Here is a 24,048-nt window from a genome sequence, read left to right as displayed (position 1 = left end):
AAGAGGGCGGCGCCGGCGACGGCGCCGCCCTTTTTTCGTTCAGTCCTTCCAGCGTTCTATCGGGGCGGAGGCGCCGGGCGTGATCGGGACGCCGCCGGCGCGATGGCCGTCACGACGGGTCTGGACGTTGCGGCTGGAATCCGGGGCGAGCGAAGGGTTCAACTGAGCGCCTGCGCAGCCCGTGCCGAAGTTCGAGCCGACGCAGTCCGCAGGGCCGACCACGCCGACGCCGCCCGACAGGGGGCGACGCTTGGCTTCCCACTCCGCCAGACGGCGCGCCCCCTCGCGGGCGAAGCCGGCGTCGCGTTGGGGATTGCCTGAGCCGGTGATCGGCGCGGCGTTCTCTCCCCGGCGCGCGAACACGTCGCGGCAGTGGCGGCGCTCCATCTCGTTCAGCAGATCTGGCGAGGCGCAGCCGGGCAGGCCCTGGCGCAGCGACCGCGCCATGGCCCCGGACCGATTGGCGGGATCTACGCGCCAGACGTCGGCCGGCGGCGGCGCGCCGGGCGGGGCCGGTGCGGCCAGACGCGGACGCAATGGGGCAGGGCGGGGGACGGCCTGGGTCTCGGGCGTGGGCGAGGACGTCCGGGCGGCTGCGGCGGGCGCGATGTCCGGCGTGGCCAGGATCGCCACGCGGGGCCGTTCGTCGGGCAGCAGGGGGCGGGGTTCGATGTCCAGATAGATCGGCGGCGGTTCAGCGATAAAGTCTCGCCCCTCGATCCCCAGAGCAGTGAAGGACAGGGCGGCGATCAGGGCGGTGTTGATGGCGACAGACGCCGTCGCCAGACCCGCCTTGCGCCAGTCGGGGCGTCGTCGATTCGGACGGGGCAGGGCGGATACGCTCATTCACGACGCTTTCGCAGATTGGGTAGGAGACCGTCCCGCGAAGAGAAGAGTTCGACTTCGATATTGACGCCTTCGCACCCTGCGACTGGGTGGGGCGTCTCGCAAGGCGGATCGCCGCGCGGAGGTTCAGCGCGTTGCGCCTCCCATGCGGCCAATCGTCTGGCCCCTTGGCGAGCGAAAACGGCGTCGCGTTCGGTTTCGCCTGAGCCGACGATGGGCCGCGCCGTCCCCGCGAATCGTCGCGCCCGGTCGTCGCAGTAGCGACGCGCCTCGACCGACAGCCTGTTCGGCTCCTCGCAGGACAGGGGCAGGCCCCGCGCTGGCGCGCCGGGGCCGACGCGCCAGCGCGAATCGACGGCGTCGCCGGGCGCCGGGGTGGGTACAGGGGCGGCGGACGGCTCCATGCGGCTGTCGTCGGGGCGCGGGACACCGTCCGCGTCCTCCACGACGCCTTGCACGCCCGTGCGGAACGCCGCCACGGCCCGGACGGGCGCGCGCTCCTGGGCCAGGCGCGGGCGCGGTTCGATATAGAGATATAGGGGCGTGGCTGCCGGGGCGCCGGGACGGCCGGGGCGGGTGTCGGTGATTGACAAAAGCGCGATCAGGCCCGCATTCAGGCCCATCGAGGCTACCACCAGCCCCGCTCTTCGCCCTCTCGCCGGCCAATCGCCCTCGGTCCGCATCCTGACCCCCCGTCACCCTAAAACGAGGCTGGGCTGCAAGCGTGGCCGCTTTCGGGCGCAGGTTGGGTTTGTTCGCGTCTTGGCTGTCGGCCAGGGCCAGGGGGCGGCCGCCGCACTTGACCAATCCCCCTATCGCGCGTAGAAGCCGCCCACTTTCGAGGCGTGGCCGGTTCGCCGGTCGCTGAGATCGTGACAATTGAACGGACGGGCTGCGCCCGCCGGAACGCCCAAAGCGCGCGTTCCGGCCCTTTGTGTTTTCCGGTGCGCCGGAGCGAACCAAGGGACTGTTCGGGTCACGCGATCAGTCTCGATGACACCCGGGCGAGGGGATGGTCCCCCGTTCACAAGAAGGCGAGAGGCGCTTCGGTCGAAAGACACACGCCTCCATCAGAAGTCGAGATAAGTTTCGAATGCCTACGATCAACCAGCTGATCCGCAAGCCGCGCAAGCCCAAGCCCACCCGTAATAAGGTGCCGGCTCTGGAGGGTTCGCCCCAGCGTCGCGGCGTCTGCACCCGCGTCTACACCACGACCCCGAAGAAGCCGAACTCGGCTCTGCGTAAGGTCGCCAAGGTCCGTCTGGCCAAGAACGGCTACGAAGCCGTTTGCTACATCCCCGGTGAAGGCCACAACCTTCAGGAACACTCGGTTGTTCTGATCCGCGGCGGCCGCGTGAAGGACTTGCCCGGCGTTCGCTACCACATCCTGCGCGGCGTGCTCGACACGCAAGGCGTCAAGGACCGCAAGCAGCGTCGTTCGCACTACGGCGCCAAGCGTCCGAAGTAAGCCATTCGCATCCGGGCCTTTGCGCCCGGAGGCCTTTTCGAGATCTTCCCGGCGAGCGCCGGGCACTGCAAGGAATACTCCATGTCGCGTCGTCACCGCGCCCAGAAGCGCGAAGTTCTGCCGGATCCCAAGTTCGGCGACCTGATCGTCACCAAGTTCATGAACTACGTCATGTACGAAGGTAAGAAGGCCGTCGCCGAGAACATCGTGTACGGCGCCTTCGACATCCTGGCCGACAAGAAGAAAGACCAGGAGCCGGTCGCCACCTTCCACGCCGCCCTGGACAATGTCGCCCCGTCGGTCGAAGTCCGCTCGCGTCGCGTCGGCGGCGCCACCTATCAGGTGCCGGTCGAGGTCCGTCCGGACCGTCGTCGCGCCCTGGCCATCCGCTGGCTGGTCAACGCTGCGCGCAAGCGCGGTGAAAACACCATGACCGAGAAGCTGGCGGCCGAGCTGCTGGACGCCTCGAACAACCGCGGCACCGCGGTCAAAAAGCGCGAAGACACCCACAAGATGGCCGAGGCGAACCGCGCCTTCAGCCACTATCGCTGGTAAGCGTCTTAAAACCGTCTCCCTTTCAAAGGTAATGGGCGGTTCCTATCTAAGACTATCCGGCGCGGGCGGTTTGAGCTAAATCGCCCGCGCTCGCTTATCCGCTGCATCGACGATCATCCCGAGGGCGCCACCCGCGTCCTAGACCTACTTCTCAAGGCACGTTTTCATGGCTCGTACGCACAAGCTCGAGGACTACCGCAACTTCGGCATCATGGCCCACATCGACGCGGGCAAGACGACGACGACCGAGCGGATTCTCTATTACACCGGCAAGAACCACAAGATCGGCGAAGTGCACGACGGCGCTGCGACCATGGACTGGATGGACCAGGAGCAGGAACGCGGCATCACGATCACTTCGGCCGCGACGACCGCCTTCTGGCAGGGCAAGCGCCTGAACATCATCGACACCCCCGGACACGTGGACTTCACCATCGAAGTCGAGCGTTCGCTGCGCGTCCTCGACGGCGCCGTGACCGTGCTGGACGGCAACGCCGGCGTTGAGCCGCAGACCGAAACCGTCTGGCGCCAAGCCGACAAATATTCGGTGCCGCGCATCGTCTTCGTCAATAAGATGGACAAGATCGGCGCCGACTTCGACGCCTCGGTCCAGTCGATCCGCGACCGCCTGGGCGCCAAGGCCGTGCCGATCCAGTTCCCGATCGGTTCGGAAAACACCCTGTCCGGCCTGGTCGACATCGTCGAGATGCGCTCGGTCGTCTGGGACAACGACGCCCTGGGCGCCAACTTCAACGTCGGCGAGATCCCGGCGGACCTGGTCGACAAGGCCAATGAAGCCCGCCAGTACCTGATCGACAACGCCGTCGAACTCGACGACGAAGCCATGCAGGCCTATCTGGATGGCGTCGAGCCTTCGGTCGAAGTGCTGAAGAAGTGCATCCGCAAAGCCGTGCTGACCGGCGCCTTCTATCCGATCCTGTGCGGCTCGGCCTTCAAGAACAAGGGCGTGCAGACCCTGCTGGACGCCGTGGTCGACTATCTGCCGTCGCCGCTGGACATCCCGCCGACGCCGGGCATCGACTTCAAGACGGAAGAGCCGATCACCCGCAAGGCCTCGGACGACGAGCCCCTGTCGGTTCTGGCGTTCAAGATCATGGACGACCCCTTCGTCGGTTCGCTGACCTTCTGCCGCCTGTATTCCGGCAAGATGGAAACGGGCATGAGCCTGCTGAACTCCAGCCGCGACAAGAAAGAGCGCGTCGGCCGGATGCTGCAGATGCACTCGAACAACCGTGAAGACGTCAAGGAAGCCTTCGCCGGCGACATCGTCGCCCTGGCCGGTCTCAAGGAAACCCGCACCGGGGACACCCTGTGCGATCCGCTGAAGTCGCCCGTCATCCTCGAGAAGATGGAATTCCCGGCCCCGGTCATCGAGATCTCGGTCGAGCCCAAGACCAAGGCCGACCAGGAGAAGCTGGGCGTCGCCCTGGCCAAGCTGGCTTCGGAAGATCCGTCCTTCACCGTCTCGACCGACCACGAGTCGGGCCAGACGATCCTGAAGGGCATGGGCGAGCTTCACCTGGACATCAAGATCGACATCCTGAAGCGCACCTACAAGGTCGAGGCCACCATCGGCGCGCCGCAGGTCGCCTATCGTGAATCCCTCGGCCGCAAGGTCGACATCGACTACACCCACAAGAAGCAGACCGGCGGTACGGGCCAGTTCGCCCGCGTCATGATCACCTTCGAACCGGGCGAGCCGGGTTCGGGCTTCGTGTTCGAGAACTCGATCGTCGGCGGCGCGGTGCCCAAGGAATATATCCCGGGCGTCGAAAAGGGTCTGAACTCCATCAAGGATTCGGGTCTGCTGGCCGGCTTCCCGCTGATCGACTTCAAGGCGACCCTGACGGACGGCAAGTACCACGACGTCGACTCCAGCGTGCTGGCGTTCGAAATCGCGGCCCGCGCCGCCTTCCGCGAACTGAAGGAAAAGGGCGCGCCGAAGCTGCTCGAGCCGATCATGGCGGTCGAGGTCGTGACCCCCGAGGAATACCTCGGCTCGGTCATCGGCGACCTGAACGGCCGTCGCGGCATGATCCAGGGTCAGGACATGCGCGGCAACGCCACCGTCGTGAACGCCTTCGTGCCCCTGGCCAACATGTTCGGCTATGTGAACACGCTGCGCGGCATGTCGCAGGGCCGCGCCCAGTTCACGATGCAATACGACCACTACGAGCCGGTGCCGCAGCACGTCGCCGACGAAGTGATCAAGAAGTACGCCTAAGCTTTTCCTTTCGGAGAAGCGGACCTAAAAAGCGCCCGGTCCGCCAAGGGCCGGGCGCCCTTAACCCCCAGACTGCAGGAACCCCGGTTCGGGGACCTAGGAGCTAGAAAATGGCCAAGGAAAAGTTCGAACGCACGAAGCCGCACTGCAACATCGGCACGATCGGCCACGTTGACCACGGCAAGACGACGCTGACGGCGGCGATCACGATGACGCTGGCGAAGGCCGGCGGCGCCAAGGCGATGGCCTATGCGGACATCGACGCTGCGCCGGAAGAAAAGGCGCGCGGCATCACGATCAACACCGCGCACGTGGAATATGAGACGGCCAACCGTCACTATGCGCACGTCGACTGCCCCGGCCACGCCGACTATGTGAAGAACATGATCACCGGCGCGGCGCAGATGGACGGCGCGATCCTGGTGGTTTCGGCCGCTGACGGCCCGATGCCGCAGACCCGCGAGCACATCCTGCTGGCCCGTCAGGTCGGCGTGCCGGCCCTGGTGGTCTTCATGAACAAGGTCGACCTGGTCGACGACGAAGAACTGCTCGAGCTGGTCGAGATGGAAGTGCGCGAGCTGCTCTCGTCGTACCAGTTCCCGGGCGACGACATTCCGATCACCAAGGGCTCGGCCAAGGCCGCGACCGACGGCGTGAACCCGGAAATCGGCGAACAGCGCGTTCTGGCCCTGATGGAAACCGTCGACAGCTACATCCCGCAGCCGGAACGTCCGGTCGACCTGCCCTTCCTGATGCCGGTCGAAGACGTCTTCTCGATCTCGGGCCGCGGCACCGTGGTCACGGGCCGCGTCGAAAAGGGCATCGTCAAGGTCGGTGAAGAAGTCGAGATCGTCGGCATCCGTCCGGTCCAGAAGACGACCTGCACCGGCGTCGAAATGTTCCGCAAGCTGCTGGACCAAGGTCAAGCGGGCGACAACGTCGGCGTTCTGCTGCGCGGCACCAAGCGCGAAGACGTCGAGCGCGGTCAGGTTCTGTGCAAGCCGGGTTCGATCACCCCGCACACCAAGTTCCTGGCCGAAGCCTACATCCTGACCAAGGAAGAAGGCGGCCGTCACACCCCGTTCTTCACCAACTATCGCCCGCAGTTCTACTTCCGCACGACCGACGTGACCGGCATCGTGCAGCTGAAGGAAGGCGTCGAAATGATCATGCCCGGCGACAACGCCGAGCTGAACGTCGAACTGATCACCCCGATCGCCATGGACCAGGGCCTGCGCTTCGCCATCCGTGAAGGCGGCCGCACCGTCGGCGCCGGCGTCGTCGCCAAGATCATCGAGTAATCATTCTTTTGGCCTAACGCGCTCACGCGCTGCTTGAGGCCAGACGGATGTCGTCGCCTAACAGAACGGCCCCCGGAGAAATCCGGGGGCCGTTTTGCTGTGTGGACTGCCTTGCGGCTTCAGATCAGCGCTTGGCGGCTTCGATCATCCGGGCGATCTCGGCGGGGTCGATGCTGGCCGCGGCCTTGCCGTTGACGAAGAAGGTGGGGGTGCCCTGCAGCTTCAGCGCCGCCGCCGCCGTGTGGATGTCGGCGATGTGGCGGGTGGTTTCGGGCGCGACCAGGGTCTGTTTGGCGCGCGCCATGTCCACGCCGTGTTGGGCCAGGATGCGGTCGGTGGATTCGGGCGTCAGGGCGCGCTCGGACATCAGGGCGTCGTAGACCTCCAGATACTTGCCCTGTTGGTGCGCGGCCAGCGCGGCGCGGGCGGCGTACTGGGACGCGACGTCCTCGCCCCGGTCCAGGATGGGCCAATCCTTGAAGACGAAGCGGACGTCAGGGTGGGCCGCCATCAGGGCGCGGAACTGGGGCGCCACGGCCTTGCAGCCGGGACAGCGGAAGTCGAAGAACTCGATCACCGTCACCTTGGCGTCGGCCGGGCCGAACGCGGGGTCGCGGGCGTCGGGGGCCAGCAGGGTGGCATTGGCGGCCGCCGCTGTATTGGTGTCGTCGACGCGGGCCTGGCCCTCCTTGGCCTGAAGCGCCAGGCTGGCCTCCTGCAGCACCTCGGGGTGGGTCAGCAGATAGGTGCGGACGTCGTCGCCCGAACCGCCGCCAAAACAGGGGGCTGCGGCCAGGCCCAGGGCCACGACCGAGACGCCCAGCGCGACATAGCCGGCGACTGCGCCCGTGAGGCGGCTGCTCTTGGCGGGCGGCGGGGCGGGCGGCGGGGCGTGGGGCTCAGGCGCGGGGGCGTCGTCGGTCATGAAGGCTCGCAGTCAGTAGGGGGGGCAGGGCGTCAGTTCAGCGTGGTCGGCTTGCGCGCGGCGTCGCGACGATCCAGGTCCAGCAGATCGTCGGGCGTGGCGCCTGACGCCAGGACGATGTCCACCGCCCGGCGCCATTCGATGGAATTGGGGTCCAGCATGCTGCGGGCCCGCAGGGCGAACTGGGTGGCTTCGCGCTCCTGGCCGGCGGCGAAATAATACTCGGCCGTCGCCAGACGGGCCTCGCCCTCCTTGCCCTGGGCGGCGTAGGCCTGGCCCAGCAGGCGCCAGGCCATGGTGTTCTCCCGCTCGGCGACGGTGGCGTGTTTCAGCTGGTCGATGGCCTCGTCCAGGTTCTTGGGATCGTCCGTGCCGATCAGGGCGTGGGCCAGGTTGATGCGCAGCAGGGGGGCGTCGGGCTTGAGACGCACGGCCTCGCGGTGGGCGGCGACGGCCTCGACCGGACGGCCCTCCTCGAAATAGATCTGGCCCTTCAGTTCGGCGAAATAAGGGTTCTGCGGGTCCTCGGCGATCAGGGCGTCCACCGCCGACAGGGCCTTGTCGGTCTGGCCGTCGCGATACCAGGCGATGGCGCGGGCGTAGCGGGCGGGCAGGGCCGTGTTGGTCGAGGGATAGGCGCGCAGGGTGGTGTTCGGCGGATCCATGAAGGCGTGGATCTTGGCCAGGATCAGGGCGTGCTGGGCCATCCGCTCGGGGCTGTCGCGATGATCGTAATGGGGCTGGTCCTGGACGAAGCGGCGCATGGATTCGATGCGCTGCGACGATAGGGGGTGGCTGCGGAAATACGGATAGCGGCGGGCGTCGGAGAAGACCTCCTGCGCGCGGAAATTCTCGAAGAAGGAGACCAGGCCCGCGCCGGATTCGCCGGCGCCCTCCAGGGCGCGGGCGCCGGTCAGGTCGGCTTCGCCCTCCTGGCCCTGCATATACTGAAGCGCGCCGATCGTGCCGAAATACTGGCTGGAGCCCAGCAGGGCGAGACCCGCGTCCGGCGCGCCGGCGGCGATGGCCAGGGCCCCGAGGGCCATGGTCATGAACATCGGCTGTTTGGCGGCGTTCTGGGCCCCGTCGCGCAGGGTGTGGCGGTTCTTGATATGGCCCGCCTCGTGCGCCATCACCCCCAGCAGTTCATTGGGGTTCTTGGTCCGCAGGATCAGGCCGGTGTTGACGCCCATGATCCGCCCACGCGTGGCGAAGGCGTTCAGCTCGTTGTCATTGACCAGAAGAACTTCGACGTCGGTCGGGTTCAGCCCCATGGAGACGAAGACCGGATCGACCCATTCGCGGATGATGCCCTCGATCTCGGTGTCGCGGATCAGGCTCTGGGCCGAGGCCTGGCCGGCGGCGACGAGGGCTGCGAAGCCCACCGCCGCCGCGGCCAGAACACGAGATGCGGAACGGGGAAGCCACGTCATGGCGTACTCCAGTAGCGGCCGACCCCCGTCTGCATCCTGACAGTCTAATCGTGACCGATCAGCGGCGCCACCACCCACGTTTGGGCTTTTCGGGTGGGGCCGAGATTTGGTTCGGGTCTTCGGCGATGATCGCCTCGACGTCGATCTCGGGCGTCGGGGCGACGAACGGTTCCGGCAGAGCCGCCGGTTGGGGTTCGACAGCGACCGGCGGGACAGGCCGTTCGACCGGCGAGACCATGACCGGCTCGGCGGCCAGGGCCTCTTGCGGCGTCACGTCCAGTTCGACCGGCGCGCCTTCAAGCGCCGCCTCGTTCGGCTCGATGGCCGTGTCGGGGTGCGGCTCGACGTGCGGCTCGGCGGCGGCCTCGATCGGTTCCTGCGCGGTTTCGGTTTCCCGTGCCGGCTGGACCACGGCGTCGGCGCTGGCCGACTTGCGGCGAACGCGACGACGCTGGGGCTCGGGCGCGACGGCGGGGGCGTCCGTCTCCGGCGTCTGGGCCTGGACGGCGTCGGCCCCGGCTCCATCGGCTACGGCCGTCGGCGTCAGGGGCGAACCGTCGGGCGGCATGCCCTCATTGGTGGCGCGGTTCTCGACCTTGATCTCCTGGCCGATGGCGTCGCCGCCCCGACCCCGGCCACGACGACGACGGCGACGCGAACGGCCGCCTTCCTCGCCCGAGCCCTCGGACGCCACGGCGTCCAGACCTTCGACCTCGGCCTGTGCGGCCTGGGGACGCTCGGCGCGATCCGGACGTTCGGCGCGCGCCTCGGGACGGCCCGGGTTCAGCGGGTCGAACCAGACATAAGGATCGTCCAGCGACGGGGTGCGGCCGCGGACCCAGGTGTAGACGTCACGCTCGCCGTCCTCGCGGACGCGGCGACCGCCACGGCGACCCCGGCGACGGCGACGGCCGTTCTCGTCCTCTTCGTCGTCCGAGGCGTCGTCCAGGTTCAGCGTATCAGCGGCTTCTGAGGTGTCGGAGACCTCGGCGGTCTCTTCGTCCCGACGACCGCCGCGACGGCGGCGGTTGCGGCCCCGGCCACGATCACGACCGCCGGACTCGGCGCGTTCAGCGCGTTCGCGCGGCTCGTCGTCGTCGCTGTCCTCGCGGTCCAGCGCCTCGACATCGTCCTCGTCCTCGTCGTCGCCGACGATTTCCTCGTCGTCGTCCTCATCCTCGTCTTCGTACAGCGAGGCGTCGAAGTCGTCGTCGAGGTTGGGCATCTCGATCTCGGGCGCGACGAAGTCCTCGTTCGTCTCGGTCCGTTCGATATTGTGCTCGCCCTGGCCCAGGCTGTCGTCGATCTGGACGATGACGTTCAGGCCGCGACGTTCCAGCAGCGACTGCAGATAGGCGCGCTTGTGGTTCAGGATATACAGGCCGACGGCGGTGCAGACCTTCAGCACCACGACGCCCGCGCCGTTCTTGCCGGCCTCGATATCGACCGCGCGCAGGGTCATCAGGGCGGCGGATTCGGCGGAGCGGATGCGGCCGGTGCCCTGGCAGTGCGGGCAGGCCTCGGTCGCGCCTTCGATCACGCCCAGGCGGCGACGCTGGCGGCTGATCTCCATCAGGCCGAAGGGCGAGATACGGCCCATCTGGATGCGGGCGCGGTCGGACGACAGGGCGTCCTTCAGCACGCGTTCGACGGTGCGGTTGTTCTTGCCCTCATCCATATCGATGAAGTCGATCACGACCAGGCCGGCGAGGTCGCGTAGGCGCAGCTGGCGGGCGGCTTCTTCCGCCGCTTCCATATTGGTCTTGAACGCCGTCTGTTCGACGTTGCGTTCCTTGGTGGCGCGGCCGGAGTTGACGTCAATGGCCACCAGGGCCTCGGTCTGGTTGATGACCAGATAGCCGCCGGACTTCAGCGGTACGACCGGCTGGTGGATCTGGGTCAGCAGCTCCTCGATGCCGTTGGCCGCGAACAGGGGGCGCGAGCCGCGATACAGGTGAACCTTCTTGGCCTGCGACGGCATCAGCACGCGCATGAAGTCGCGCGCCTCCTTGAAGCCCTCGACGCCCTCCACCTGGATGCCGTCGAAATCCTTGTCGAACATGTCGCGCACGGCGCGGCGGACCAGGTTCTCTTCCTCGTAGATGACCGAGGGCGCGTGAGAGGCGAGGGTGGTCTCGCGGATCGTCTCCCACAGGCGCAGCAGATATTGATAGTCGCGCTTGATCTCGGCCTTGGTGCGCTTGGCGCCGGCCGTGCGGATGATCAGGCCCATGCCCTTGGGCACTTCCAGGGCCGAGACGGCGCTCTTCAGGCGGCGACGGTCGGAGGTGTTGGTGATCTTGCGGCTGATGCCGCCGCCCTTGCCCGTATTGGGCATCAGGACGCAGTAGCGGCCGGCCAGCGACAGCCAGGTGGTCAGGGCCGCGCCCTTGGCGCCACGCTCGTCCTTGACGACCTGGACCAGCAGGATCTGGCGGCGCTTGATGACGTCCTGGATCTTGTAGCGGCGCATCAGGCGGCGCTTCAGGCGCTCCTCGTCGGCCAGGGCGGCTTCGGGATCGGCGTCGTCGTCGGATTCGCGGCCCAGATCGTCGTCATCGTCGTCGTCATGCGCTTCGGCCATGATGGCTTCGCGGTCGGCGACCGGGATCTGGTAATAGTCCGGGTGGATTTCGTTGAAGGCCAGGAAGCCGTGGCGATTGCCGCCGTATTCGATGAAGGCGGCCTGCAGGCTGGGCTCTACGCGGGTGACCTTGGCCAGGTAGATATTGCCGCGAAGCTGGCGCTTCGCACGGGATTCGAAATCGAATTCCTCAATCTGGCGTCCGTCCACGATGGCGACCCGGGTTTCCTCCGGGTGGGCCGCGTCGATCAGCATTGTCTTTGACATGGAAAGTCTCTCTCTGGCGCGCACGGGCCGGCCCTTCCAGAACTCTGGACAGGGTCACGGCGGCTCGCCGAATGGGGGGAGGGGCCGGGGCGCGCGAAATCCCCTCGCCGAAAACGGCGAAGCGGGCTTGGTCAAGCCGTAGGGGGACGCAGGCGGAAAGGCCCATGGAGGTCGTCGGTCCTGAACCGTGCGCGCCAATCCGTTGAAACGGGTAAGGCCGCGACACTGGTCCGCTCTTCGAACCACCGGCGACGCCGGCGCGGTTCTCGGATTGGTGAAAAGTCAGCGCCGCGAGGAGGGCGCGCCGGGTTCCGCTGAGGCGAAGAAGGCGCGATCGGTTCGCGAGCAGTCACATCATAGTCACGCCGGACGCGAATTAAAAGGTGTTCGGCCTTAACCCCCTGAATACGAGCATCTGGCATCATGGCGACCAGGTTCCAGTAGGATTGGGTTCGACGTCGTTATGGGCGGTCGTGTTTTGACAGGTGTAGAGCGCTGGGGCGCGAGGGAATGGGCGATGACCGCCTTGGCCTTCGTCGTCATCTGCACGGTCGCCCTGTTTTCGACGCGGGGTTTCGCCTGGGGCGCCCAGGGGGATGTCCTGGGCGTGCGCTTCGGCGCGGACGGCGACCGGACCCGCGTGGTCATCGATCTGGACAAGTCGACACAGGGGCGCGTCATCGATACAGGCGCCGCGGGCCGGGTCACCCTGGCCCTGAACGGCGTCGCGCCCGGCCGCGGCCTGAACGGCGGCGGTTCGGGCCTGGTCCGCTCCTATCAGGTCAGCGCCTCGGGCGGGGCGTCACGGATTGAGCTGGAGCTGGCGCGCGGCAGCGAGATCGAGCGCCGCTTTCTGCTGCCGCCCGGCGACGGGGTGGCCCATTATCGCTATGTCGTCGATCTGAAGGCCGTCGGTGGAGCTATAGCCGCGTCACGACCCGCGCCGCGGACGACGCCTGCGCCGCGTCGCGCCGAACGCCCGCTGATCGTTATCGACGCGGGGCACGGCGGCAAGGACCCGGGCGCCAGCGGAGCCCTGACCCGTGAGAAACAGGTCACCCTGGCCGCCGCCCTGGTTTTGAAGACCGAGCTGGAGCGCACCGGCCGCTATCGGGTTCGCCTGACGCGGGCCGATGACACCTATGTCGATCTGTATCGCCGCGTTTCCATCGCCCGCCAGTCGGACGCCGATCTGTTCATCTCGCTGCACGCCGACGCCGGGTCCGATCCGGCCCTGCGCGGCGCCAGCGTCTATACCCTGTCGGAACAGGGCGCCGGACGGGCCGTGCGCGAGTTCACGCGGACCGACAACTGGCACCGCGAACTGCACCTGCCGGGGCGGGACCCGTCGGTGGACCGCATCCTGCTGGACATGACCCAGCGCGCCACCCAGAACCGCTCGGCCCAGTTCGCCCGCGTCCTGCTGACCCATCTGGAGGGCTCGGACCATCCGCTGCTGCGCCGCAGCCACCGTGACGCCGGCCTGGCCGTGCTGCTGGCGCCCGATGTGCCGGCCGTGCTGCTGGAAATGGGCTTCATCACCAATCCCGAGGACGAGCGTCTGCTGACCGACGAACGCGCGCGTCGCCGTTTGATGAAGTCGGTCGCTGACGGCATCGACCGCTATTTCCGGGAGCCGACGGCCCCGTTGATGACGGCGTCGACTGATGGAGCCGGGCAGCCCTGACTTCGGCTGCAACCAGGCTTCGGCTCAGCGGTTTGCGTGACTATGAAAAAGAGAGCGGCATGACCCGCAAGATGATCTACGCCGACTGAAGGCGCGGATCCGCCAGCCTGGTTTAGGCCAGGCCCGCCTTTTTCAGTGTCTTCCAGGCCTTGATGACGCGTTGCAGCTTGGCCTCGGCGCCGCGGTCGCCGCCGTTGGTGTCCGGATGGAAGCGTTTCAGAAGGTCGTGGTACTGAGACTTGATCTTGGCCTTTTCGGCGCCGGGATCGAGATCGAGATCGGCCAGGGCGGCGCGTTCCAGCTTGCCGATTCGGCGATCCTCGGTCGGGGACTGCGGGGCCTGGTCGCCGCGACGGCCGAACAGGCCGAAACTGTCACGCCAGGAGCCGGCGCCGGTGTTGTTCGCTGTGCCCATCTTGGCGGAGAAGGCGGCGGCCTCGCGCGTGAACTTGCCGGCCTTCATCTCCCAGGTCGGACGACCGCCGGTCATCGCCTCGTTCTCCTGGACGGCGCGGACCTGGCCTTCGCTCATTCCGGCGTAGAAGTTCCAGCCCTTGTTGTATTCGCCCGCATGCCCCTGGCAGAATTCGTAGAAGTCGTTCAGCCGCTCGCGCGACTTGGGCGCCCTGGCGGTCGCGGCCTTGCGGCAGTCGGGCCATTGGCACGGTTTTTCGCCCGGCTTCAGGTGCAGGACGTCCGCCTTGGCGGCTTCCTCCTCGGGCTTCGGCGGCTTGACCCGAATGTCGGTGAAGCGCGGCTTGTATTGAAAGGAAGCGGACATCGCCCGAAGTGTAGTGTGGAATTGGACCTCTTCAAGGAAACGATCATGTCAGACGGCCCCGTGGCGACGATTATCCGTGAAAAACTGAACGCCGCGCTTTCGCCGCAACGGCTGGAGATCGAAGACGACAGCGGACGGCACGCCGGCCACCACCACGAAGGCGGCATGGACGCAAAGCCCGGCGGCGAAAGCCACTTCAATCTGGTGGTCGTTTCCGCGGCCTTCGAAGGACAGTCGCGGCTGGAGCGGCAGAGGACGGTCAACGGGGTGCTGAAACAGGAGCTGTCGGGCCCGATTCACGCCCTGTCGATCCGGGCTCTCACCCCCGTCGAAGATTCCCACAGCGCCTGATTGCGAAGAAAACCAGCGTTCACTCCGTCTTAGAACCTTCGTCCTAGCGTCACGCGACCAAACAGAACGTGGGGACGGCTGGAACATGGTGGAATCTGACGGCGTCGCGAAGGCCTTTGCGGGCGACCGGCGCGCGGGCGATCCTGCTCAGGCCCTGACGGCCATCCTGCAGACCCAATATCTGCGGTACCTGATCATCGCCAGCTGGGCCCTGGGTCTGCTGGGCACGGTGGCGTGGTGGCAGGCCATGATATGGTTCGTGGTCACTTTGGCGGCCGGTTCCATCCGCGGCGTCGTCGAACACAAGCTCAGCCACCGCGTCGATGTCGGTTGGGGCATGGTTTTCCCCGCCGTGGCGACCGTCACCACCGCCGCATGGGCCGCTGCGCCGCTGATGGCCTGGTTTTCGAATTCGGCGTTCGGTCAGACCCTGGCCGTCGCCCTGATCATTTCGGGCTATGTGCTGGTCTTCGCCCAGTTGCGCAATTCGCCGCGGCAGGCCGTCATCATCTCTTCGCCCTATGGCGTCGCCGCCTGCGTTATCCTGTTCAGCCTGTGGGGGACGCCGCAGTTCTGGTCGATGCTGGCCGTCCTGCCGTTCACCATGGCCTGCCTGTTCGTCCTGGTCACCATGACCATGCTGCGCGAACGCCGGATCGACGCCTTCCAGGCGCATCAGGCCCATCTGATCGAGGAACTGGAGGCTGCACGCGACAAGGCGGACGCCGCCAACGACGCAAAGTCGAACTTCCTGGGCGTCATCTCGCACGAGCTTCGCACGCCGATGAACGGCGTCCTCGGGGCGGCGCAGCTGCTCAGCGCCACGCGACTTGAAGGGACCCAGCGCGAATATCTGTCGATCATCCGCAATTCCGGCGACAATCTTCTGTCCCTGCTGAACGACATCCTCGACATGACCAAGATCGAGGCGGGAAAGATGACCTTCGAAGTCGTCGATATCGTCGTCGATGACCTGCAGCGCCGGATTTCCGGACCCTTCGAGGCCCAGGCCGAGGCCAAGGGGCTGACCTTCGTGTCCGAACTGGAAGGGGATATTCCGGCCGTGGTGCGCGGGGATCCGCTACGGGTCTGCCAGGTCGTGCAGAACCTGCTCTCGAACGCGGTCAAGTTCACCGACGTCGGCGAAATCCGCTATGTCGTGCGCGGCCGACGTATTTCCGACCGCAGGGTCGGGTTCGAGTTCTGCGTCACCGACAGCGGATCCGGCATTTCTCCGACCGATCTCGAGCGGCTGTTCCAGCCCTTCACCCAGGTGGACGCCTCTTCGACGCGCCGGTTCGGCGGCACGGGCCTGGGGCTGACCATCGCGCGACGCATGGCCAACATCATGGGCGGCGACATCAGCGTCGATTCCTCCGTGGGCCACGGGTCGAGCTTCACCCTGACCGTCGAAGCCGAGGTGGTGGAATGGAGCCGCCGTGTCTCGATCGAACGGGTCGAGACCGAGATAGAGTGCTGTGAAAGCCTGCGGGTGCTGGTGGTCGAGGACCATCCGGTGAACCGCATGATTCTGGAGGCCTGGATGAGCACGGCCTCGCATGTCACCGCCACGGCCGAGAACGGGCAACTGTCCCTGGAGGCGGCGAGCGAGCAGCAGTTCGACCTGATCATCATGGACGTCAACATGCCGGTGATGGACGGCCTGACCGCCACCCGCAGGATCCGCGAAGGCCAGGGGCTCAACGCCGACACGCCCATCGTCGTGCTGTCCGCCTCGGCGCGCAGTGAAGATCATCAGGCCGGCCTGGACGCGGGCGCGGACGCCTATCTGACCAAACCCATCGATTTCGGGGCCCTGGCTGAGATGATGAGCCGTGTTCCGGGCGGACGCGAGGCCGTGGGCCGCGCCATGTCGCCTGCGGAACAGTCGGTCGCCGCCTGATTGAGGCTGAAAGGCGGTCCTGGTCTGAACGGCAGGCGACCGCGCCGGTTCAGACCCGCCTCAGCCGCCGGTCTCCATAGTGTGGGCAGTCGAATGGTTCGGCCGCAGATGGAGACATCCCATGAAGAAGATTCTCACCGCCACGATGGCCGCGGTCCTGGCCGCCACCGCCGTGGGCGCCGCCGGAGCCGCCTCGGCCCAGTCTCGTGACGACCGCCGCTACGAACAGCGCCAGGACAACCGCCAGCACAATCGCCATGACGGTCGTGACGAAAGACGCGATGAGCGCCACGACCGCCGGGATGATCGCCGCGACTTCCGTCGGGACCAGCGTCAGGATCGTCAGGAGTATCGCCAGGATCAACGGCAGTACGGCCGCTGGCAGCAGGCCCAGCGTCGCTATCATGCGCCGCGCTATGTCGCCCCGCGCGGCTATGCGGTTCGCACCTGGAGCTATGGCCAGCGCATGCCGTCCTATTACCGCAGCAACGGTTATGTGGTGAACGACTTCGGCCGCTACGGCCTGCGCGCGCCGCCGCGCGGCTATCAGTATGTCCGGAGCGGCAATGACGTGGTGCTGGCGGCGGTCGCAGGCGGTCTGATCACCGCCGTCATCGCCGGCCTGTTCAACTGATCGTCGCGTGATCGATCTGCGCCCCGGAGGGAAACCTCCGGGGCGTTTTTCGTTCTGGGCTGACGGCGACGTCTCGAGCGCCCAATATGGATGCCCATGCGCGCCTTCGCTGAACTTCTGGACCGCCTGTCGCTGACCGCCTCGCGGAACGCCAAACTGGTGCTGGTGCGGGACTATCTGAAGACGACGCCCGATCCGGATCGGGGCTGGGCCCTGGCGGCCCTGACCGGCGACCTGACCTTCGATGCGGCCAAGCCCGCCATGATCCGCAAGGCGGTCGAGGCGCGGGTGGACGGGGTGCTGTTCGGCTGGTCCTATGACTATGTCGGCGACCTGGCCGAGACGGTCGCCCTGATCTGGCCGGCGCCGTCCGACCGCAGGCCCAATCGCGAGCCCGAACTGGGCGAGGTGATCGAGGGGTTGCGGACCGCGACCCGCGCCGAGGTCAAGGGCCTGCTGGAGGGCTGGCTGGACGCCCTGGAGCCCAAGGGACGCTGGGCCTTGTTGAAGCTGATGACCGGCGGGTTGCGGGTTGGGCTGTCGGGCCGGCTGGCCAAGACGGCGGCGGCGATGATGCGGCCCGAGACGCGTCTGGCCCCGCCGTCGCCGGACGAAGCGGAGACGATCACGCCCCTGGAGCCCGTGGACGTTTCGGCCATCGAGGAGGTCTGGCATGCGGTCCCGCCCCCTTATGGCGACCTGTTCGCTTGGCTTGAGGGACGGGCCGAACCGCCCAGTCCGGACGCGCCGGGTCGATTCCGGCCGGTGATGCTGGCCGTCGCTGTCGACGAGGCGGTCGATTTTCCCAAGATGGCCCCGGCCGACTACGCCGCCGAATGGAAGTGGGACGGCATCCGGGTTCAGGCGGTGGTCGAGGGCGCGGTCCGCAAACTGTGGTCCCGCACCGGGGACGAGATTTCGGGCGCCTTCCCCGATGTGATGGAGGCCCTGGCGTTCGAGGGCGCGCTGGACGGCGAACTGGTGGTCTGGCGCGACGGCGCCATCGCCCCCTTCGGCGACCTGCAACAACGGCTGAACCGCAAGACGGTGGACGCCAAGACCATGGCGGCCTTTCCGGCGGCGGTGGTCGCCTATGACCTGCTGGCGGACGGCGCGACGGATTTGCGAAGCCTGTCCCTGCGTGAGCGGCGGGCGCGACTGGAGACCCTGGTCCATGGCCATGGGGGCGGGCGGCTGCATCTGTCGCCCCTGGTCGATTATGCGGACTGGGACAGCCTGGCCCGGCTGCGGGCCGATCCGCCGGTCGGGGCGGCGGCCGAGGGGCTGATGCTCAAGCGGTGGGACAGCCCCTATGTGGCGGGCCGCCCCAAGGGGCCGTGGTTCAAGTGGAAGCGGGATCCTCACGTCATCGACGCCGTGCTGATGTACGCCCAGCGCGGGCACGGCAAACGGTCCAGCTTCTATTCCGACTATACCTTCGGAGTGTGGACGGAGGAGGGGGCGCTGACCCCCGTGGGCAAGGCCTATTTCGGCTTCACCGACGAAGAACTGAAACAACTCGACAAGTTCGTGCGCGACCACACGGTGGACCGGTTCGGCCCGGTGCGGTCGGTGCGGGCCGAGCGGGATTTCGGCCTGGTGCTGGAGATCGCCTTCGAGGGGCTTCAGCGTTCGACCCGGCACAAGTCGGGCGTGGCGATGCGGTTTCCGCGCGTCAGCCGCATCCGCTGGGACAAACCCGCACGCGAGGCGGACACCCTCGACGCCGTCATGGACTTGCTGGATGCGATAGAGACCGGAGGGGGACGTATCGCCAAGGTCTAGCGCCTTGCCGCGGGTGAAACCGCGACGCGGTTTTGACCGGGCCGGGCAAGCCCCCGCCGAACGAGACCTTCCGGTGTAAAGACTTCCGCCTGGAAATAGGTCGAGTGAGCCTGGCTTCAGTAGCTCTGAACCAGATGATTGCGTCATGTCTGCCGAGCAATCAGCCAATTGCAAAGCGTTGCAGTAAAAGCCGTAGCCGTTGTCGTAGTTCAGGCGATCGTTACGGCTCTGTTGCGCGGATGATGGCCCTAATTGGCGTTTCTTTCGGAACGATTTGAGGCGGCGGCCACTTCAAATCTGTATCTCGAAAGGACACGCATCATGATCAAGCCCATCTTCGCGCTCGTCGCCGCCGGCGCTCTGCTGGCCGCTTGCGGCGACAATGACCAGACGACCGGACCGGTCGAAGGTCCGGCGGTCTCGACGTCGGAAACGCCCCGCAATCCTGCGGTGGATATGGACGACTCCACCCAGACCACGGCGCTGACGCCCGGCGCCAATTCCTTCACCGAAGGCCAGGCCCGGGAAGCGATCGAGAAGCAAGGCTACACGGACGTCGGACCGCTGATGCAAAACGAGAACGGCGTCTGGTCCGCCACGGCCATGAAGGACGGCGCTCAAGCCACCGTCTCGGTCGACTACAAGGGCGTCGTCACCGCGCAATAGGCGCGCGCGTCTCCCCAGATTTTCAAACCATCAGATTCAGGAGCGCCCAATGGCGACCGTCACCCGTCTCTACGACACCCACACCCAGGCCCTGCAGGCCGTGTCAGATCTGGAAGCCGCCGGCTTCAAGCCTGACGACATCAGCATCGTGTCCAACAACGCCGACAACTGGCACGCCGGCCATTCGCATCCCCACAAGGACGGCGCGGGCCCGCTCGGCGACCGCAACGGCGACGGAGAGAATGATGTCGCCGACGGAGCCGGCACGGGCGCGGCGACCGGCGGCCTGGCCGGAGCCGGGGCCGGTCTCCTGGCCGGTCTGGGAATGTTGGCCATCCCCGGGCTTGGGCCGGTCGTGGCGGCAGGCTGGCTCGCCTCGACGGCGGTCGGCGCCGCCATAGGCGCGGCGGCCGGGGGCGCTACAGGCGGCCTGCTCGGCGCCCTGAAGGAGGCCGGCCACTCGGACGAAGACGCCAATGTCTACGCCGAAGGGGTCCGGCGCGGCGGAACCCTGGTCAGCGTCAAGTCAGACGGTGACGATGAAAGCCGGGTCGAGGCCATCCTGAACGGCCGCCAGGGCTTTGACGCCGTGTCGCGGGGCGAAGCCTATCGCGCCTCCGGTTGGAGCCGGTTCGACAGCGATGCTCAACCCTACAGCAGTGAAGACATCTCGCGAGAGCGGGCCCTCTACCGCTAGGGGCAGGCCGGATGCGACGCCCGCCAGCCAAGACGCTGGCGGGCGAAGACGGTTGAGGGCGAGATGCGAGTTGCTGACTCTCAACCCGGCGACGCCGCGGAACCGTGATTTCGCAGTCGGTTCGACAGCCGTCTCGTTCCGGAGAGCGGCTGAATTTTCTGATTTCTGAAGGGAAAGACGATGGTGGGTGATGTAGGGTTCGAACCTACGACCCGCTGATTAAGAGTCAGCTGCTCTACCAACTGAGCTAATCACCCGACCGGTCGTCTTCGTCTTCGGGGGCGAGAGGCCTTGCCGAAGGGCGCTCCTACTACCCAGCCCTTGGGGGGTTGGCAAGCGCTTTCGCAAACTTTCTTTGACGGGCATGGTCCGCACGGAATCGGTCGCGTGGGGCGGCGGGGGAGCAAGCATCATGGCCTTCTGGAACCGGCGTCGTTCGATCGACGTCATGACGGCGCCGCACGACGGACCGCGGCTGAAACCGACGCTGAGCTGGCCGCACCTGCTGGCCCTGGGCGTGGGCGCCATCGTCGGGACCGGCATTCTGACCCTGATCGGGGTCGGGGCGGGGCTGGCGGGGCCGGCGGTGCTGATCAGCTTCGGCCTGGCCGGCCTGGTCTGCGCCTGCGCCGCCCTGGCCTATGCCGAGCTGTCGACCATGATGCCGGCGGCGGGCAGCGCCTATACCTATTCCTACGCCGTCCTGGGCGAGCTGATCGCCTGGGTCGTGGGCTGGAGCCTGATCCTGGAGTATTCGCTGGTGGTCAGCGCCGTGGCGGTGGGCTGGTCCGGTTACGCGGTCGGCTTCCTTAGCGGTCTGGGCGTCGATCTGCCGGCCGCCCTGGTCGCCGGGCCGCATGCGGGCGGGATCATCAACCTGCCGGCCGTGGCCATCATCGGCGTGGTGACGGGCCTGCTGCTGCTGGGCACCAAGGAGAGCGCGACGCTGAACGCCGTGCTGGTGGTGATCAAGATCGCCGCCCTGGTCGTCTTCGTCGCCATCGCCCTGCCGGCCTTCAAGACCGAGAATTTCACCCCCTTCATGCCCAACGGCTTCGGCGCGCCCTTCGTCCAGACCGGGGTCATGGCGGCGGCGGCCATCATCTTCTTCGCCTTCTATGGGTTCGACGCCATCTCGACGGCGGCGGAAGAAACCAAGAAGCCCGAGCGCGACTTGGCGATCGGCATCGTCGGCTCGATGCTGATCTGCACGGCCCTGTATCTGGTGGTCGCGGCCGCCGCCATCGGCGCCCGGCCCGTGGCGGACTTCGCCGACAGCCCTGAACCCCTGGCCCTGATCCTGCGTCAGATGGGGCAGGGGACGGCGGCCCAGTGGATCGCGGCGGCGGCGGTGATCGCGCTCCCGACCGTGCTACTGGCCTTCCTTTTCGGCCAGAGCCGCATCTTCCTCGGTATGGCGCGCGACGGCCTGCTGCCGCGTCGCCTGGCCAAGGTGTCGGTGCGCGGCGTGCCGGCGGTGGTGACGGTCTTCACGGCTGTGGTGGTGGCGATCCTGGCGGGCCTGTTGCCGCTGGATGAACTGGCCTCTCTGGCCAACGCTGGCACACTGGCGGCGTTCTGCGCCGTCGGGGTCTGTCTGGTGGTGCTGCGGATCCGCGAGCCGGGCCGCCGTCGGGTGTTCAAGGCGCCGCTGTGGCCCCTGGTCGGAGCGGTAACGGTTATCGGCTGTATTGTCTTCTTCCTGAGCCTGAAGCCGGTCACCCAGGTCGGCTTCGTCGTCTGGAACCTGATCGGCGTGGCCATCTATCTGCTGTGGTCGTCGAAAAACTCGCGCCTGGCCAAGGGCGAGGAAGAGGCCGCCTGATGGCGCGTCGCGACCTGACCGGCGCCGTCGACTTCAGCGTGCTGGAGGGCATGACCGGCGGCGACGCGTCGATTTCGGAGGAGGTGCTGGACCTGTTCGTCGAACAGGCCGCCCTCTGGTCCGCCCTGCTGAATCCGAAGATCGACGGCTGGCGGGACGGAGTCCACACCATCCGGGGCGCGGCGGCGAGCATCGGCGCCGGCGACCTGGCTTCGATCTGCGCCGAGGCGGAAGCGGCGGAACAGACCCTGGCGGCGCCGGCGCTGGACCGTGTCAAGACGGCGCTGGATGTCGCCCTGGCCGACGTGGCCGCCTATCGCCACGAGCTGATGCTGCGAGGGCTGCGAGGCTAGTCGAGGTCCTGGGCGGAATGTCTGATGTCGAGTATCACCACCATGTCTCCCACTACGCGGTAACGCAGCAAATAGGGTGGGACATGCGTCAACTGGCGGCGACCGCCGCCTATCGGCGCTCCACGTTCGGGGAAATCAGCCAGACTATCGCCGGCGGCCTTGAGCCGAATGGCTATGCGCTGACTGGCCAGCGGGTTGAAGTGGGAAATATAGGCTTGGATCGACCGGAGGCTCCGAAGGGACCTGATCGTCCAAACCACCCTAGTCATCCAGGCCCCAAGACTCCGGCGGCGGGCCTTCCTCAGGTGTGCCCCAGGTCAGAAGCCACTTTGCGACCTCTTCATGCGGGACGACCCGGCCGGCCGCGAAATCGGCCTCCGCCTCTTCCAGGGATCGGGCGTCCGCCTCGGGGTCAGGCTGGCTGAAGATAGAAGGTTCCTGATGCGCCATGTCAGGAGAATATCACTGTAAGGCGTTAGCTTCGAGTCCGGTCGTAGACCGCGAACTCGTGGGCGATGCAGCGGTCGATCAGCAGGCGCCAGACCGGTTCGGCGATCTCGGGCGCCAGGTCGTGGGCTTCGGCGGCGGTCAGGACCTTGGCCACGACGTCGTCGATGCGGGCCTGGTCGAAGACGGCGTCGCGGTCGGGCTTGATGCGGGCGGCCGCCTCCATATAGCGCTGGCGTTCGGCCAGCAGGGCGACCAGGGCGCGGTCCAGGGCGTCGACGCCCTGGCGGACCTCGGCCATCGACTGGCATTCGGCGGGATCGACGCGGGCGTCGACGGCGACAAGGGCAGGGTGGTGCATGGCCCCGGCTTTCGCCGGGATGGGCGGACTTTTCAACCCCTAGCCGACGAAGGCGCGTTCCAGCACATAGTCGGCAGGCTCGGCGTTGGAGCCTTCCTTGAGCCCATAGGTCTCCAGCAGTTCGCCGGCTTCCTTGATCATGGCCATAGAGCCGCACAGCATGACGCGGTCCTTGGCCGGATCGAAGCCTTCGGGCAGGCCCAGGTCACGGAAGAAGTCGCCCGACTTGATCCGGTCGGTGATCCGGCCGGGGGTCTGGAATTCCTCGCGCGTGACCGTCGGATAATAGGTCAGCTGCGCCTTGGCCTCGTCGCCGATCAGCGGATCGTCGTGGATCTCGCGGGTGAAGAAGTCGCGATAGGCCAGGTCCGCGACGCTGCGCACCGTGTGGATCACATAGACATGGCCGAAGCGGGAATAGGTCTCGGGATCGCGCGCCACGCTCAGCCAGGGGGCCAGGCCCGTGCCCGTGCCGATCAGGAACAGCCGCTCGCCGCCGGTCAGGGCGTCCAGGACCAGGGTGCCCGTCGGCTTCTTGCCCATCAGCACCGTGTCGCCCGGCTGGATCTTCTGCAGGCGCGAGGTCAGGGGACCGTCGGCGACCTTGATCGAGAAGAACTCCAGCTCCTCGGCCCAGCAGGGGCTGGCGATGGAATAGGCGCGCAGCACCGGCTTGCCGCCGTCTTCTCCCGGCAGGCCGATCATCACGAACTCGCCCGAACGGAAGCGGAAATCCTCGGGCCGTTTCACGCCGAAGCTGAACAGGCTGTCGGTCCAGTGGCGGACCCACAGAACCTCCAGTTCGTTGAACGGGCTGGCTTTGACGGGAGCGGGGGAGAGGGCGGCGTCGGTCATCGTGCGCTTCTCTAATCTGAGACCCGCTCGCAGGGAAGGAAAAGCCATCGCTCCGATGACGACTTTTCCTCGTGACGGC

General features: G+C 67.0%; 23 protein-coding genes and 1 tRNA gene. 13 read left to right on the top strand and 11 right to left on the bottom strand.

Going from position 1 to position 24,048, the window contains the following annotated elements; all coding sequences use genetic code 11:
- Window positions 1-39 precede the first annotated feature (39 nt).
- Window positions 40-846: a hypothetical protein gene (locus tag ACW18C_RS10340; protein ID WP_492070779.1), complete on the bottom strand. Its 807-nt coding sequence runs from the start codon at window positions 844-846 to the stop codon at window positions 40-42.
- Window positions 843-1,481, bottom strand: coding sequence for a hypothetical protein (locus ACW18C_RS10335; protein ID WP_492070777.1), 639 nt, complete (start codon window positions 1,479-1,481; stop codon window positions 843-845). The genes ACW18C_RS10340 and ACW18C_RS10335 overlap by 4 nt, the downstream gene beginning before the upstream one ends.
- A gap of 458 nt (window positions 1,482-1,939) precedes the next feature.
- Here ACW18C_RS10335 and rpsL point away from each other — a divergent pair, with 458 nt between their 5' ends.
- The 4 genes from rpsL (at window position 1,940) to tuf (ending at window position 6,415) form a co-directional block, all read left to right on the top strand.
- The gene (rpsL, locus tag ACW18C_RS10330) at window positions 1,940-2,314 is read left to right on the top strand and encodes a 30S ribosomal protein S12 (protein ID WP_008260482.1); all 375 of its coding nucleotides are present in this window, start codon (window positions 1,940-1,942) and stop codon (window positions 2,312-2,314) included.
- Between the two features lie 81 nt (window positions 2,315-2,395).
- Window positions 2,396-2,869, top strand: a complete 474-nt coding sequence (rpsG, locus tag ACW18C_RS10325; RefSeq protein WP_008260172.1) for a 30S ribosomal protein S7 — start codon at window positions 2,396-2,398, stop codon at window positions 2,867-2,869.
- A 166-nt stretch (window positions 2,870-3,035) separates the two neighbouring features.
- Complete coding sequence (fusA, locus tag ACW18C_RS10320) at window positions 3,036-5,114, top strand: elongation factor G (RefSeq protein ID WP_372705954.1); 2,079 nt, start codon at window positions 3,036-3,038, stop codon at window positions 5,112-5,114.
- 110 nt (window positions 5,115-5,224) lie between these two features.
- Entirely contained in the window at window positions 5,225-6,415 is a 1,191-nt protein-coding gene (gene tuf / locus ACW18C_RS10315) for an elongation factor Tu (RefSeq protein WP_040349698.1), read from the top strand.
- A gap of 124 nt (window positions 6,416-6,539) precedes the next feature.
- Here tuf and ACW18C_RS10310 read toward each other — a convergent pair whose 3' ends face one another.
- The 3 genes from ACW18C_RS10310 to ACW18C_RS10300 are packed head-to-tail and all read right to left on the bottom strand — an operon-like array spanning window position 6,540 to window position 11,624.
- The gene (locus ACW18C_RS10310; protein WP_492070775.1) at window positions 6,540-7,340 is read right to left on the bottom strand and encodes a DsbA family protein; all 801 of its coding nucleotides are present in this window, start codon (window positions 7,338-7,340) and stop codon (window positions 6,540-6,542) included.
- Window positions 7,341-7,372: 32 nt separating this feature from the next.
- Window positions 7,373-8,773 carry a M48 family metalloprotease gene (locus tag ACW18C_RS10305; RefSeq protein ID WP_035311293.1) on the bottom strand — a complete coding sequence of 467 codons (1,401 nt, stop codon included), beginning with the start codon at window positions 8,771-8,773 and terminating at the stop codon, window positions 7,373-7,375.
- Between the two features lie 58 nt (window positions 8,774-8,831).
- On the bottom strand, window positions 8,832-11,624 hold the full coding sequence (locus ACW18C_RS10300) for an Rne/Rng family ribonuclease (RefSeq protein ID WP_492070774.1): 2,793 nt from the start codon (window positions 11,622-11,624) through the stop codon (window positions 8,832-8,834).
- Window positions 11,625-12,141: 517 nt separating this feature from the next.
- Here ACW18C_RS10300 and ACW18C_RS10295 point away from each other — a divergent pair.
- Window positions 12,142-13,311 (top strand): N-acetylmuramoyl-L-alanine amidase family protein, encoded by a 1,170-nt coding sequence (locus tag ACW18C_RS10295; protein ID WP_008258855.1) that lies wholly within the window; start codon window positions 12,142-12,144, stop codon window positions 13,309-13,311.
- Window positions 13,312-13,423: 112 nt separating this feature from the next.
- Here the strand turns inward: ACW18C_RS10295 and ACW18C_RS10290 are convergent, their stop codons facing one another.
- Entirely contained in the window at window positions 13,424-14,092 is a 669-nt protein-coding gene (locus ACW18C_RS10290) for a J domain-containing protein (RefSeq protein ID WP_008261316.1), read from the bottom strand.
- Window positions 14,093-14,137: 45 nt separating this feature from the next.
- Between ACW18C_RS10290 and ACW18C_RS10285 the strand changes: the two genes are divergently transcribed.
- The 6 genes from ACW18C_RS10285 to ACW18C_RS10260 all read left to right on the top strand — a co-directional run bounded on the left by ACW18C_RS10285 (window position 14,138) and on the right by ACW18C_RS10260 (window position 20,128).
- Window positions 14,138-14,443, top strand: coding sequence for a BolA family protein (locus ACW18C_RS10285; RefSeq protein WP_035306246.1), 306 nt, complete (start codon window positions 14,138-14,140; stop codon window positions 14,441-14,443).
- Between the two features lie 85 nt (window positions 14,444-14,528).
- Window positions 14,529-16,346: a response regulator gene (locus ACW18C_RS10280; protein WP_492070773.1), complete on the top strand. Its 1,818-nt coding sequence runs from the start codon at window positions 14,529-14,531 to the stop codon at window positions 16,344-16,346.
- Window positions 16,347-16,467: 121 nt separating this feature from the next.
- A complete protein-coding gene (locus tag ACW18C_RS10275) occupies window positions 16,468-16,980 on the top strand; it encodes an RcnB family protein (protein WP_492070772.1) in 513 nt (170 codons plus the stop codon).
- Window positions 16,981-17,076: 96 nt separating this feature from the next.
- Window positions 17,077-18,765 (top strand): cisplatin damage response ATP-dependent DNA ligase, encoded by a 1,689-nt coding sequence (locus ACW18C_RS10270; RefSeq protein WP_492070771.1) that lies wholly within the window; start codon window positions 17,077-17,079, stop codon window positions 18,763-18,765.
- A gap of 321 nt (window positions 18,766-19,086) precedes the next feature.
- Complete coding sequence (locus ACW18C_RS10265) at window positions 19,087-19,431, top strand: hypothetical protein (protein ID WP_492070769.1); 345 nt, start codon at window positions 19,087-19,089, stop codon at window positions 19,429-19,431.
- A gap of 49 nt (window positions 19,432-19,480) precedes the next feature.
- Window positions 19,481-20,128 (top strand): hypothetical protein, encoded by a 648-nt coding sequence (locus ACW18C_RS10260; RefSeq protein WP_492070768.1) that lies wholly within the window; start codon window positions 19,481-19,483, stop codon window positions 20,126-20,128.
- A 181-nt stretch (window positions 20,129-20,309) separates the two neighbouring features.
- Here the strand turns inward: ACW18C_RS10260 and ACW18C_RS10255 are convergent.
- Window positions 20,310-20,385, bottom strand: a tRNA-Lys gene (locus ACW18C_RS10255).
- Window positions 20,386-20,540: 155 nt separating this feature from the next.
- Here ACW18C_RS10255 and ACW18C_RS10250 point away from each other — a divergent pair.
- The gene (locus ACW18C_RS10250) at window positions 20,541-21,953 is read left to right on the top strand and encodes an amino acid permease (RefSeq protein WP_492070766.1); all 1,413 of its coding nucleotides are present in this window, start codon (window positions 20,541-20,543) and stop codon (window positions 21,951-21,953) included.
- Window positions 21,953-22,306, top strand: coding sequence for an Hpt domain-containing protein (locus ACW18C_RS10245; RefSeq protein ID WP_492070764.1), 354 nt, complete (start codon window positions 21,953-21,955; stop codon window positions 22,304-22,306). The genes ACW18C_RS10250 and ACW18C_RS10245 overlap by 1 nt, the downstream gene beginning before the upstream one ends.
- Here the strand turns inward: ACW18C_RS10245 and ACW18C_RS10240 are convergent.
- From ACW18C_RS10240 to ACW18C_RS10225, 4 genes are read right to left on the bottom strand one after another with little or no spacing between them, the layout of a single operon-like run.
- Window positions 22,303-22,575 carry a type II toxin-antitoxin system RelE/ParE family toxin gene (locus ACW18C_RS10240; protein WP_291754927.1) on the bottom strand — a complete coding sequence of 91 codons (273 nt, stop codon included), beginning with the start codon at window positions 22,573-22,575 and terminating at the stop codon, window positions 22,303-22,305. The genes ACW18C_RS10245 and ACW18C_RS10240 overlap by 4 nt on opposite strands.
- Window positions 22,568-22,756, bottom strand: coding sequence for an antitoxin (locus tag ACW18C_RS10235; protein WP_292147187.1), 189 nt, complete (start codon window positions 22,754-22,756; stop codon window positions 22,568-22,570). The genes ACW18C_RS10240 and ACW18C_RS10235 overlap by 8 nt, the downstream gene beginning before the upstream one ends.
- 25 nt (window positions 22,757-22,781) lie before the next feature.
- Window positions 22,782-23,114, bottom strand: a complete 333-nt coding sequence (locus ACW18C_RS10230) for a chorismate mutase (protein ID WP_035306208.1) — start codon at window positions 23,112-23,114, stop codon at window positions 22,782-22,784.
- A gap of 39 nt (window positions 23,115-23,153) precedes the next feature.
- The gene (locus ACW18C_RS10225; RefSeq protein WP_492070763.1) at window positions 23,154-23,969 is read right to left on the bottom strand and encodes a ferredoxin--NADP reductase; all 816 of its coding nucleotides are present in this window, start codon (window positions 23,967-23,969) and stop codon (window positions 23,154-23,156) included.
- Window positions 23,970-24,048: the final 79 nt, after the last annotated feature.

This window comes from Brevundimonas sp. FV1ye7S (genome assembly GCF_058680995.1).
This window is presented reverse-complemented; position numbering and strand designations above follow the sequence as displayed.

What these genes read in the sequence shown, in the direction of transcription:
- ACW18C_RS10340 (WP_492070779.1), bottom strand. Translation starts at nt 846, where the DNA reads ATGAGCGTATCCGCCCTGCCCCGTCCGAATCGACGACGCCCCGACTGG.
- rpsL (WP_008260482.1), top strand. Translation starts at nt 1,940, where the DNA reads ATGCCTACGATCAACCAGCTGATCCGCAAGCCGCGCAAGCCCAAGCCC.
- rpsG (WP_008260172.1), top strand. Translation starts at nt 2,396, where the DNA reads ATGTCGCGTCGTCACCGCGCCCAGAAGCGCGAAGTTCTGCCGGATCCC.
- fusA (WP_372705954.1), top strand. Translation starts at nt 3,036, where the DNA reads ATGGCTCGTACGCACAAGCTCGAGGACTACCGCAACTTCGGCATCATG.
- tuf (WP_040349698.1), top strand. Translation starts at nt 5,225, where the DNA reads ATGGCCAAGGAAAAGTTCGAACGCACGAAGCCGCACTGCAACATCGGC.
- ACW18C_RS10310 (WP_492070775.1), bottom strand. Translation starts at nt 7,340, where the DNA reads ATGACCGACGACGCCCCCGCGCCTGAGCCCCACGCCCCGCCGCCCGCC.
- ACW18C_RS10305 (WP_035311293.1), bottom strand. Translation starts at nt 8,773, where the DNA reads ATGACGTGGCTTCCCCGTTCCGCATCTCGTGTTCTGGCCGCGGCGGCG.
- ACW18C_RS10300 (WP_492070774.1), bottom strand. Translation starts at nt 11,624, where the DNA reads ATGTCAAAGACAATGCTGATCGACGCGGCCCACCCGGAGGAAACCCGG.
- ACW18C_RS10295 (WP_008258855.1), top strand. Translation starts at nt 12,142, where the DNA reads ATGACCGCCTTGGCCTTCGTCGTCATCTGCACGGTCGCCCTGTTTTCG.
- ACW18C_RS10290 (WP_008261316.1), bottom strand. Translation starts at nt 14,092, where the DNA reads ATGTCCGCTTCCTTTCAATACAAGCCGCGCTTCACCGACATTCGGGTC.
- ACW18C_RS10285 (WP_035306246.1), top strand. Translation starts at nt 14,138, where the DNA reads ATGTCAGACGGCCCCGTGGCGACGATTATCCGTGAAAAACTGAACGCC.
- ACW18C_RS10280 (WP_492070773.1), top strand. Translation starts at nt 14,529, where the DNA reads ATGGTGGAATCTGACGGCGTCGCGAAGGCCTTTGCGGGCGACCGGCGC.
- ACW18C_RS10275 (WP_492070772.1), top strand. Translation starts at nt 16,468, where the DNA reads ATGAAGAAGATTCTCACCGCCACGATGGCCGCGGTCCTGGCCGCCACC.
- ACW18C_RS10270 (WP_492070771.1), top strand. Translation starts at nt 17,077, where the DNA reads ATGCGCGCCTTCGCTGAACTTCTGGACCGCCTGTCGCTGACCGCCTCG.
- ACW18C_RS10265 (WP_492070769.1), top strand. Translation starts at nt 19,087, where the DNA reads ATGATCAAGCCCATCTTCGCGCTCGTCGCCGCCGGCGCTCTGCTGGCC.
- ACW18C_RS10260 (WP_492070768.1), top strand. Translation starts at nt 19,481, where the DNA reads ATGGCGACCGTCACCCGTCTCTACGACACCCACACCCAGGCCCTGCAG.
- ACW18C_RS10250 (WP_492070766.1), top strand. Translation starts at nt 20,541, where the DNA reads ATGGCCTTCTGGAACCGGCGTCGTTCGATCGACGTCATGACGGCGCCG.
- ACW18C_RS10245 (WP_492070764.1), top strand. Translation starts at nt 21,953, where the DNA reads ATGGCGCGTCGCGACCTGACCGGCGCCGTCGACTTCAGCGTGCTGGAG.
- ACW18C_RS10240 (WP_291754927.1), bottom strand. Translation starts at nt 22,575, where the DNA reads ATGACTAGGGTGGTTTGGACGATCAGGTCCCTTCGGAGCCTCCGGTCG.
- ACW18C_RS10235 (WP_292147187.1), bottom strand. Translation starts at nt 22,756, where the DNA reads ATGGCGCATCAGGAACCTTCTATCTTCAGCCAGCCTGACCCCGAGGCG.
- ACW18C_RS10230 (WP_035306208.1), bottom strand. Translation starts at nt 23,114, where the DNA reads ATGCACCACCCTGCCCTTGTCGCCGTCGACGCCCGCGTCGATCCCGCC.
- ACW18C_RS10225 (WP_492070763.1), bottom strand. Translation starts at nt 23,969, where the DNA reads ATGACCGACGCCGCCCTCTCCCCCGCTCCCGTCAAAGCCAGCCCGTTC.